The organism is Kocuria atrinae C3-8 (assembly GCF_000286355.1).
Taxonomy (GTDB): Bacteria; Actinomycetota; Actinomycetes; order Actinomycetales; family Micrococcaceae; genus Kocuria; species Kocuria atrinae_A.
The window spans coordinates 1-9,750 of the sequence record NZ_AJXN01000104.1; the positions used below are offsets into that span (position 1 = coordinate 1).

10 protein-coding genes and 1 pseudogene are annotated in these 9,750 nt (G+C 65.6%); 8 read left to right on the forward strand and 3 right to left on the reverse strand.

Annotated elements, in window-relative coordinates; all coding sequences use genetic code 11:
- Together YO9_RS0111200 and YO9_RS0111205 are read left to right on the forward strand one after the other, a co-directional pair.
- Nucleotides 1-583 (forward strand): glycosyltransferase (locus tag YO9_RS0111200; RefSeq protein WP_016997542.1); only part of this gene is annotated, 583 nt, incomplete at its 5' end.
- Between the two features lie 80 nt (nucleotides 584-663).
- Nucleotides 664-1,128 (forward strand): SRPBCC family protein, encoded by a 465-nt coding sequence (locus tag YO9_RS0111205; protein ID WP_016997543.1) that lies wholly within the window; start codon nucleotides 664-666, stop codon nucleotides 1,126-1,128.
- 165 nt (nucleotides 1,129-1,293) lie between these two features.
- On the opposite strand, the gene YO9_RS18215 is transcribed toward YO9_RS0111205, so the two are convergent.
- Together YO9_RS18215 and YO9_RS0111215 are read right to left on the reverse strand one after the other, a co-directional pair.
- A complete protein-coding gene (locus YO9_RS18215; protein ID WP_223286449.1) occupies nucleotides 1,294-1,803 on the reverse strand; it encodes a hypothetical protein in 510 nt (169 codons plus the stop codon).
- Nucleotides 1,800-2,177, reverse strand: coding sequence for a hypothetical protein (locus tag YO9_RS0111215; RefSeq protein WP_223286450.1), 378 nt, complete (start codon nucleotides 2,175-2,177; stop codon nucleotides 1,800-1,802). The genes YO9_RS18215 and YO9_RS0111215 overlap by 4 nt, the downstream gene beginning before the upstream one ends.
- A gap of 233 nt (nucleotides 2,178-2,410) precedes the next feature.
- Between YO9_RS0111215 and YO9_RS0111220 the strand changes: the two genes are divergently transcribed.
- Entirely contained in the window at nucleotides 2,411-3,649 is a 1,239-nt protein-coding gene (locus YO9_RS0111220; protein WP_016997546.1) for an MFS transporter, read from the forward strand.
- Between the two features lie 48 nt (nucleotides 3,650-3,697).
- Nucleotides 3,698-4,795 carry a pyridoxal-phosphate-dependent aminotransferase family protein gene (locus YO9_RS0111225; RefSeq protein WP_016997547.1) on the forward strand — a complete coding sequence of 366 codons (1,098 nt, stop codon included), beginning with the start codon at nucleotides 3,698-3,700 and terminating at the stop codon, nucleotides 4,793-4,795.
- A gap of 170 nt (nucleotides 4,796-4,965) precedes the next feature.
- Here the strand turns inward: YO9_RS0111225 and YO9_RS0111230 are convergent, their stop codons facing one another.
- Complete coding sequence (locus YO9_RS0111230) at nucleotides 4,966-5,421, reverse strand: DJ-1/PfpI family protein (protein WP_016997549.1); 456 nt, start codon at nucleotides 5,419-5,421, stop codon at nucleotides 4,966-4,968.
- Nucleotides 5,422-5,722: 301 nt separating this feature from the next.
- Between YO9_RS0111230 and YO9_RS0111235 the strand changes: the two genes are divergently transcribed.
- The 4 genes and pseudogenes from YO9_RS0111235 to YO9_RS0111250 all read left to right on the forward strand — a co-directional run bounded on the left by YO9_RS0111235 (nucleotide 5,723) and on the right by YO9_RS0111250 (nucleotide 9,659).
- Nucleotides 5,723-6,364, forward strand: coding sequence for an ABC transporter permease (locus YO9_RS0111235; protein WP_016997550.1), 642 nt, complete (start codon nucleotides 5,723-5,725; stop codon nucleotides 6,362-6,364).
- The gene (locus tag YO9_RS0111240; protein ID WP_016997551.1) at nucleotides 6,357-7,823 is read left to right on the forward strand and encodes an ABC transporter ATP-binding protein; all 1,467 of its coding nucleotides are present in this window, start codon (nucleotides 6,357-6,359) and stop codon (nucleotides 7,821-7,823) included. The genes YO9_RS0111235 and YO9_RS0111240 overlap by 8 nt, the downstream gene beginning before the upstream one ends.
- 74 nt (nucleotides 7,824-7,897) lie before the next feature.
- Nucleotides 7,898-8,601, forward strand: a pseudogene (locus YO9_RS0111245) (ABC transporter permease).
- A gap of 113 nt (nucleotides 8,602-8,714) precedes the next feature.
- Complete coding sequence (locus YO9_RS0111250; protein WP_016997552.1) at nucleotides 8,715-9,659, forward strand: glycine betaine ABC transporter substrate-binding protein; 945 nt, start codon at nucleotides 8,715-8,717, stop codon at nucleotides 9,657-9,659.
- Nucleotides 9,660-9,750: the final 91 nt, after the last annotated feature.

Below are 9,750 nucleotides of genomic sequence, written 5' to 3' on the forward strand. Positions count from 1 at the left end.
CTGGGCGGCGGCGTCGGCGGGTCCGGAACGACGGGCGGGCCTGACGGTCCTCGAAGGCACCTGGGCGAGCGCGGGCGGAGCACGGCAGGCCGCAGCGAACCACGCACTGAGCAACAATGCGGACTGGATCGCCTCCACGGACGCGGACACCGCCGTCCCACAGAACTGGCTGAGTTATCAGCTGGAACGCGCCCGGATCGGGGTGGACGCAGTGCTCGGCACCGTGGAACCTGATCCGACCGAGTGCCCCGAACACGTCTTCCGGTTGTGGCACCTGGAGCACGACCTGAGGGAGGGGCACCCCTATATTCACGCTGCCAACATGGGCGTTCGAGCGGGCGCATTCGAGACGGCCGGTGGCTTTCCCGACGTGGAATGCAGCGAGGACGAGGCCGTGGTCGTTGCACTGCGCGCTGCCGGCGCCCGCGTGGAGGCCACGGACCGGATTCGCGCGATCACCTCCGGGCGGTTGCGCGGCCGCGCGGCCCTGGGGTTCGCGTACCACCTGCGCCATCTGGCCGCCCAGTGCGGCGCACGCCACGGAGCCCAACACGGACAGGTCGAGGGCTTCGCCGATCGCTGAAGCTCTTGCCGCACCGGGCCCGGCGCTGCCTAGAGTGAGAGGCAGTTCGTCCCACTGTCGATCGCAGAAAGAGGTTTCTCGTGAGCGAGACCAGCATCAGCGCCACCCGAGTCATTGACGCCCCGGCCGAGGACATCTTCGAGGTGCTGTCCCTGCCCGCCAAGCACCCGCAGGTGGACGGTTCCGGCACCGTGGTGTCCGGCACCGACCAGCGCATTCAGCAGACCGGCGACGTGTTCGTGATGAACATGCACGCGGAGGCCATGGGCGGTGACTACAAGATGGAGAACCACGTTACGGGCTTCGACCCCAACAAGCTGATCGCGTGGAAGCCCTGCCAGGAGGGCACTCCCATCGAGCACAACGGCTGGGAGTGGCTGTACGAACTCCAGCCGCAGGGTCCCGATTCCACCGAGGTCACGCTGACCTACGCGTGGTCGGACGTGCACCCCAAGCTCCTCAAGAAGCTGAGCTTCCCGGTGTTCCCGGAGTCCGTGCTCGAGGAATCACTCGAGAAGCTCGCCGCCGCGGTGAGCGACAAGTAACGCTCCACTTCCGGAGTTTTCACACAACGACGACGCCGCTCGGTCGCCCGCACAGCGCGGGGACCGGGCGGCGTCGCCGTTTCGTTTGAGCAGGTGCGATGCCGCGGCCAAGCTGTGTGCGCGGAGAGGCGTCGATCTCGTGCGCGGCGTCCGCCGGAAGGTCCGCTAGGGCCCACTGACCACCGTGATCAACACGAACAGCAGGGGCAGGTACAGGACCGCCACGGCCAAGTTGGCGATGCCCCACCCGGGGCGGTTGCAGTGGATGGCGCACCCGGTTCCGCACCCCCCGGCCAGGAACGGAATTCCCAGAAGGAGCAACGGCAACCACGGCCCCATGTACTGTCCGAACGGCAGGATCAGGGCGATTCCCACCGCCACGAAGAACATGACCACGGTCAGCAGCGAGGTGTAGTGGCCGCGCTCGCCGTGGGCGGGTCGATGATTGCGCGCGGAGTGGCGTGGCCCGGAATGGGATTCCCGCCGTGCGGAACGGCGAGAAGACGGTTGGGTATGGGCAGACCGGGCGGCTTCGCGGGCTTCTCGACGGGATGTGGCGGGCCTGGGCCGAGTTGACCGGGACTCGGCGGACTGAGAACGAGCCGACCGGGACTGACCTGATCGGGACCGGCCGGAGCGGGACTCTGCGGAGGTCTGCGCGGCGAAGTGACTCATCGCGGCACACACGGCGTGACCGTGAACCAGACGGCGGTCGCTGCCGCGGCCACGCGTTCCCTGGTCTCCATCTGGGGCCCGAACCTCTGGATCTCGTCGCGGAAGCGCGCGTCGCACCAACAGTCGAAGTAGCCGCGTTCGATGTAGCAGCGGTCGTGGCGCATGCACAGCGTGTCGAACGTGTCCTCCGGCTCACCACCGCCGTGACCCGGTCCGCACCATGCACCCCAGATCGGGATTCCTGCGGAAATCCCCGTGCGCTCGCGCAGCGGGTCCTCGCCCGGAGCCGCCGGCGAAGCCATGTCGGCATCCGGGTCGGGTGCGTCCGGTGTGGTCGTGGGTGCAGCCACCGCGGCCCCCGCCGCGGTGAACATGAGCGCCCCCATGACTAATGGAATGACTGTCACAGCCCAGAATGGTCCCCGTGAAGATCTCATGAGTTCGACTCCCCCAAGTTGAACTAGATGATGTGTTCATACTGTAGGGGGTGGAGCTTCCGGAGGGAAACACGTGTGTTGCTCCCTCCCGGCCCGTGAGTGCGCGGTGTGCGGCGTACTCTGGTTCAGAACCTCAGCGACACCAACCACGGGAAAGGGAGCGCCTCGGCATGCAGTCCGCAGGGACATGGGAAGGCTACGAGCGGGGCAGCTCCGGTTACAAAAGGATTCTGATCGCGCTGTTGTGCGCGGGGATCGCGACGTTCGCTCAGTTGTACTCGGTGCAGGGCGTGCTTCCGATCATGGCGCAAGACCTGGAGATCGACGCCGCTCAGGCCTCCTTGGCCGTTTCGGCCGCGACCCTCGGTTTGGCGGTCGCCGTGATCCCGTGGTCGTTGATGTCGGACCGGTTCGGCCGCCGCCGCACCATGGTCACCGCCGTCATTGCGGCCACCATCCTGGGTGTGGCCATGAGCCTGATGCCGTCCTTCGAGTTGCTCGTGGGAATGCGTTTCCTTGAAGGCATGGCGCTGGGCGGTATCCCGTCCGTGGCCATGGCGTACCTCGCTGAAGAGGTGAACCCGGTGCACGCCGCGATTGCCGCGGGCAGCTACATCTCCGGAACTACCTTGGGGGGACTCTCGGGTCGCATCGTGGCGGCCCCGGTGGCCGACTTCTTCGGGTGGCGGGCCGGAACACTCGTGGTGGCGATCTATGCGGCCATGGCGGCCGTCGCGTTCATCCTGCTGGCTCCGAAACAAAAGGGCTTCAGACCACAAGCGGTCCGACTGACCGGCCCGGGCGGTGTGCACGAGCGGCTCCTGATCAACCTCAAGGATCCCGGACTGGTGTCCCTGTACATGCAGGGTTTCCTGCTCATGGGCGGGTTCGTGGCCGTCTACAACTACATCGGTTTCCACCTGGGCGACGAGCCCTTCAACGTGCCGCCGTCGATCGTGTCCGTGCTGTTCCTGTCGTATCTGACCGGAACCTGGTCCTCCGCCCAGGCGGGCCGGATCGCTGCGCGGTTCGGTCGCCGAAAGGTGCTGATTACGTCCTCGCTGATCATGCTGGGCGGGCTCCTCATGATGCTTATCCCGTGGTTGCCCGCCGTGGTCGTGGGCCTGCTGATCTTCACCGCCGGATTCTTCGGGGCACACTCCATCGCCAACGGCTGGGTGCCGGCGCGAGCGACCGTGGGACGTGCCCAGGCGTCGTCGTTGTACACGCTGTTCTACTACGGCGGCTCGTCCGTGTTCGGCTACGTGGCCGGCCTGTTCCTCACGCGCTTCGGCTGGAACGGGGCGGTGGCGTTCATTGGTGCGCTGATCGTGGTGGCCATCGCCCTGACCGTGGCATTCCTGCGCCGACCCGTCACACCGGAGGCCGTGCAGCCCAGCGGCGACTAGGGTTGAAGGAGACGAAACCCACACGTGGACAGCCTGAGGAGGCCCCGCATGACCAACACGTTGATCGCCCGCCACCTGTTCGGCCCCGGACCGTCCAATCCGTATCCGGAGGCCACGGAGGCACTCGCCCGTCCGCTCCTGGGCCACCTGGACCCGCAGTTCCTCGAGATCATGGACCGCGCGTGCGACGGTCTGCGTCAGGTGTGGGGCACCTCCAACCGCCGTACTCTGCCGATCTCGGCCACGGGTTCGGCGGGTATGGAAGCGGCGTTCGTGAACTTCGTGAACCCCGGTGACGTGGTGGTCATCGCCGTCAACGGCCTGTTCGGCGAGCGCATGTGCGATGTCGCCGCGCGCTGCGGTGCCGAGGTGGTCCGCGTGGACTTCCCGTTCGGCCAGCCGGTGGACGCCCAGAAGGTCGCCGAGGCCCACCCGAACCCCACCATCATTGCCGCGGTTCACGCGGAGACCTCCACGGGTGTGCGCTCGGATATCGCCGCCCTCGGTGCGATTAAGGGTGACGCTCTGCTCCTCGTGGACGCCGTGACCTCCATCGGCGGTATTGAACTCAAGGCTGACGAATGGGGCATCGACATCGGTTACGCCGGTACCCAGAAGTGCCTGGGTGTGGCCCCCGGCTTGGCGCCCTTCACCGTTTCCGACCGTGCGTGGGAGCGGCGCGTGGAGAACCCTCGCTCGTGGTACCTGGACCTGGGCATGCTGGGCGGCTACGTGGGGGAGACCTCCGGTAGCGCCTCGCGCACCTACCACCACACCGCACCGGTTGCCATGATCGCCTCCCTGGACGCTGGTCTGCAGCGCATCCTGGACGAAGGGCTCGACGCCGTTCGCGACCGTCACTACGCAGCCGGCCAAGCGCTGCAGGACGGTCTGGAGGCCATGGGTCTGGAGCTGTTCGCCGCCGAGGGCCACCGCCTGCCCGAGCTGACCACGGTCAAGGTTCCGGAGGGCGTGGATTCCGCCGCCGTGCGCAAGGAACTGCTGGAGAAGTACAACCTGGAAATCGGCGCGGGCGTCAAGGAGTTCGCCAGCACCGTGTGGCGCATCGGCCTGATGGGCCCCAACGCCGCCCCGGATTCCGTGGCGCTCGTGCTCGGCGCGTTGAAGGACGTGCTCGGCAAGTAGCCCTCGGTCACAGAAGAAACTGCCCCGGACGCATCACGCGGCCGGGGCAGTTTTTCGTTCGAACGAGCTGTCTCAGTTGCTCAGCTCATCCTTGATGGCCTGGACGAACGGCTCCAGATCACCGGGGTTACGCGAGGTGATGAGCACCCAGTCCTTGGCGGGGCAGCGCTTCATGGGCTCATCCACCAGGTGCCGCCGGCGTTGACCACGTCCACCTTGATGGACTCGTACGAGGTCAGGGTCTTGCCGTCCACCAGTCCGGTCTGCACGAGCAACCACGGGCCGTGGCAGATGGAAGCGATGGGACGACCGGAGGACGCGAAGGCCTTGGCGATCTTCTGGGCGTCCTCATCGAGACGCAGGGTGTCCGCGTTGAGAGTGCCGCCGGGGAGCAGCAGCAGGTCGTACTCGGACTCGTTGACGTCCGAGATCTTCTGGTCCACGGGGAACGTTTCGCCCAGATCCCAGTCGCCCACCAGGCTCTGGATCTCGCCGTTCTCCTGAGACGCAACGGTCACGGTGGCACCCGCTTCACGCAGTTGCTCCAGGGGGACCTTCAACTCGTCCTGTTCCACACCGCGGTTGGTCTGCAGCGAGAGAGTCTTCTTACCGGTCAAATCAGCCATTGGTAAGGCTCCTTTCGATGTGCTTATGGTTCTACGGTTCCACCGCGGGGGATCGTTGGCAAGAAAACCCCGGGGTTGTCCGCTCTGAGCGACACCGCCCCGGCCAGAGGGGATCAGAAGATGCGTTCGCAAAGATAACGAACGTGTCACGATGCGGAGAAGGTGTGTCGCAATGCACACCAATGCACCAGTCCGGTCCTAACCTGAACAGGAATCAACAGCAGTCTGACCACTATGGACAAATCAGCCCTCTGCCACAGGTGATCCATGTGCCTTGAGCGAGGGTGGAGACGGTACGCGCGTGTGGGACTTTGTCAGAGATAGTTATCAACAGATTTTGTTCGCCTCGTGGCAGCACTTCAGCCTGGTGGTGCAGTGCCTCGTGCTCGCCACGGTCCTGGCCGTCGTGCTGTCGGCCCTGGTCTACCGGAGCAAGGCGGCCAGTGCGCTCGCCAACGGTGTCTCGGCCATGGGCCTCACTATTCCGTCCTTCGCGCTGATCGGTCTGTTGATCGCGCCGTTCGGTTTCGGCGTGCTCCCCGCGGTCATCGTGGTCACGTTCTTCGCGACTCTGCCCATCCTGCGCAACGCGGTGGTGGGGCTCAACAGCATTCCGGCATCCGTGGTCGAATCCGCACGCGGTATCGGCATGAGCCGCTTCCGCACACTGGCCACCGTGGAACTTCCCATGGCGTGGCCCATCATCCTGGCGGGCATCCGCGTTTCCGCGCAAATGGTCATGGGCATTGCCGCCGTGGCCGCCTACACCCTGGGCCCCGGCCTGGGCGGCTTCATCTTCTCCGGTCTCTCCCGCCTGGGCGGGGCCAACGCCTTCGAATCCGTGGTGGTGGGAGTCGTCGGTGTCATCCTGCTGGCCATCATCCTGGACCTCCTGTTGGTGGTCCTGAGCCGTCTGACAACCTCGCGAGGTATCCGTGTCTGAAACACAAACCATCCAGAACTCTGCCGAGAATGTCAGCGGCGCATCCATCCTGCTCGATGAGGTGACCAAGCAGTACCCCGGTCAGCCGAAACCCGCAGTGGGCGGGCTGACCATGGAGATCCCCGCGGGCAGCATCGTGATGTTCGTGGGCCCCTCCGGTTGCGGTAAGACCACCACGCTCAAGATGATCAACCGTCTGATCGAACCCACGGACGGGTCCATCGTGATCAACGGTGACAACGTGACGGACATGAACGGCGACAAGCTCCGCCGCCAGATCGGATACGTCATTCAGGCCGGCGGCCTGTTCCCCCACATGAGCGTTGCCGCCAACATCGGTTTGGTGCCCAAGATGCTCGGCTGGGACAAGGACCGCATTGCCGCCCGCGTGGACGAGCTCCTCGAACTGGTGTCCCTGGACCCCAAGACCTACCGGAACCGTTATCCCAAGGAACTGTCGGGAGGTCAACAGCAGCGCATCGGTGTGGCCAGAGCGCTCGCCGCGGATCCGCCCATCCTGCTCATGGACGAGCCGTTCGGTGCGGTGGACCCCATCACCCGCCAACGCCTGCAGAACGAGTTGCTCAATATCCAGGCGGAGCTGCAGAAAACCATTGTCTGCGTCACCCACGACTTTGACGAGGCCGTGAAACTCGGCGACTGGATCGCCATTTTCAACGAGGGCGCCCAGATCGAGCAGTACGACTCACCCGAACGCATCCTGGCCAACCCGAGCAACGAGTTCGTAGAGAACTTCATCGGTTCCGGTGCCGGTCTCAAACAACTCACGCTCAACCGCGTGAACGAGGTCGAGCAGCAGGAAGCTGTGACCGCGACCCCCGGTGAATCACCGGAGACGATCCTCGCTCGTCTGGAGGAAGCCGGGCAGCAAAACGTAGTGATCCTGGATTCCCGCGGCCGCGCGATCCAGTGGTTGTCGCAACGCCAGTTGTCCCGCATGCAGGTCATCTCGGACGCCGCGGACCCCAACCTGCCGCTCGTCAACGAACAGTCCACGCTCAATGACGCCCTGGACGCCATGCTGGTCGCGAGCACCGGCGCGGCACTGGTCGCCGGCCGACGGGACGTGTTCACCGGCTTGATTACAGTGAATACGGTCATGGACGCGATTTCCGCGGGCCAGGCCGCCGCCCAGGGCGACGGCGACGCGCCGGTCGGCCTCAACACCGGTTCCATCCCGCACATTTCCGACGACGCCCCGGCCAACGACGACGCCGCCGCCACGGCCGGTTCTACGGCTGCGGCCACGACCGAGAATGCTCCGCGACCGCGCGAGGATGCTCACGAGCCCCGTGCCGAAGACCACGACACGGCGAACGGGCACACCACCACGAACGGCCACCGTGCCCCGTGGGACGCGGCCAGGCGGGACTCGAGCGCAACGGCCCGGGGCGAGGCCGGCGGCGAGGACGTGACGGAAACGAGTGATCGGCCGTGAGCGCGACAACCGGAGTGCAGAACCCGGATGCCGTCTCAACCACAGCGGCGGTCGCGGGTAGCTCGTCCAAGGGGCTGTGGATCCAGCTGGCCGTGATCCTCGTGGCCATTGCGGCGTTGTTCTCGTGGCTGGCTTTCGGGGATCTGACCGAAACCGAACGCGCGACACTGGCCCCCGATGCGCTGTGGGGCTACACGGTGGAGCACCTGAAACTCACCGTGGTTGCCGCGGCACTCGTGCTGATCATCGCCATTCCGCTCGGCATCCTGCTGACGCGCGGACCGCTGCGTAAGTTCAACGGACCCGTGTTGGTGGTGGCAAATATCGGGCAGGCGGCGCCGGCCATCGGCCTGGTGGTGCTGCTCGCCTCCTGGGTGGGGTTCGGGTTCAAGGCAGCGATCATCGCGCTGGTGGCCTACGCGATCCTGCCGGTGCTGCGGAACACCATGGTGGGTCTGCAACAGGTTGACCAGCGGCTCGTGGAAGCCGGGCGCGGCATGGGCATGAGCGCGACCTCGGTGCTGTTCAGGGTGGAACTTCCGCTCGCGGTGCCGGTCATGCTCTCGGGTATTCGCACCGCGTTGGTGCTGCTGGTGGGTACCGCCACGTTGGCAACGTTCATCAACGGTGGTGGGCTGGGCATTCTGATCACCACCGGTGTGAACCTGAATCTGATCAAGGTGCTGATCGCGGGTTCCTGCTGGTCGCGCTGTTGGCTCTGCTCGTGGATTGGTTGGGGCGCTTCGTGGAACACGTCGCGCGCCCGAAGGGACTGTGATGGCAACGTCGAATCGAACGCAAGGATCGCCACGGCCGGTGGCCGGGGCGGCGTCGTCGTCGAAACGAAAGCACACACGGGGCGCCGCGGGACTGGGCGCGGGACTCGCCGTGATGTTGTTGGCGGGGTGCGGTCTGCAGCCGGCCACGTCGTTCGTGCCGGAGGTGCAGCCGGGTGAGATCCAACCCGTGGAGGGTCTGCCCGAGGATGCTCAGATCACGGTGGTGAGCAAGAACTTCACCGAACAGCTCATCCTGGGCAAGATCGCCGTGATGACCGCGGAGGCCGCCGGTTTCGAGGTGGAGGACTTCACCAACGTCCCCGGAAGCCAGCCGGTGCGCGAACTGATGGTGGCGGGTGAGGGCGACTTCACCTACGAGTACACGGGAACCGCGTGGATCACCTACATGGGCAACCCCACCGGCATCCCGGACAAGGAAGAGCAGTGGCAGGCCGTGCACGACGCGGACCTGGAGAACGGGCTCACGTGGGGTCGACCCGCGCCCCTGAACAACACGTACGCGTTCGCGGTGCGCAGCGAGGCCGTGCCGGAACTGGGCAATATTTCCAAGCTGTCGCAGATCGGAAATCTGCCCGTGGCCGAGCGGACGTTGTGCGTGGAGGCGGAGTTCAACTCCCGCCAGGACGGTCTGGACCCCATGCTGGAGACCTACGACATCCCGCGGGGTTCGGCCAACGGTATTCCGGACGGCAATATCGGCGTGTACGACACGGGTGCGGTCTACACCGCGACCGATGACGGCGACTGCAACTTTGGTGAGGTCTTCACGACCGACGGTCGCATCGATGCCCTGGATCTCACGGTGCTCGAGGACGACCGCAAGTTCTTCCCCGCCTACAACGCGGCGCCGGTGTTCAACTCGGAAACGCTGGAGGAATATCCGCAGCTGCAGGAGGTCTTCGACCAGGTTTCCCCGCTGCTCACGGATGAGACCATGCGCCAGCTGAACCTCAAGGTGGACGTGGAAGGCCAAGAACCCGTGGACGTGGCCCACGACTGGATGGTGTCCGAGGGGCTCATTACGGGCGAGGGCTGATCCCTGTCTCGCCGGGGATGAGTCCCGGTGACGGGGCCGGCTGCGAAGCCAACCCGCGGCGTCGTCCGTGGCGGGTTATAGGCCAAAATAT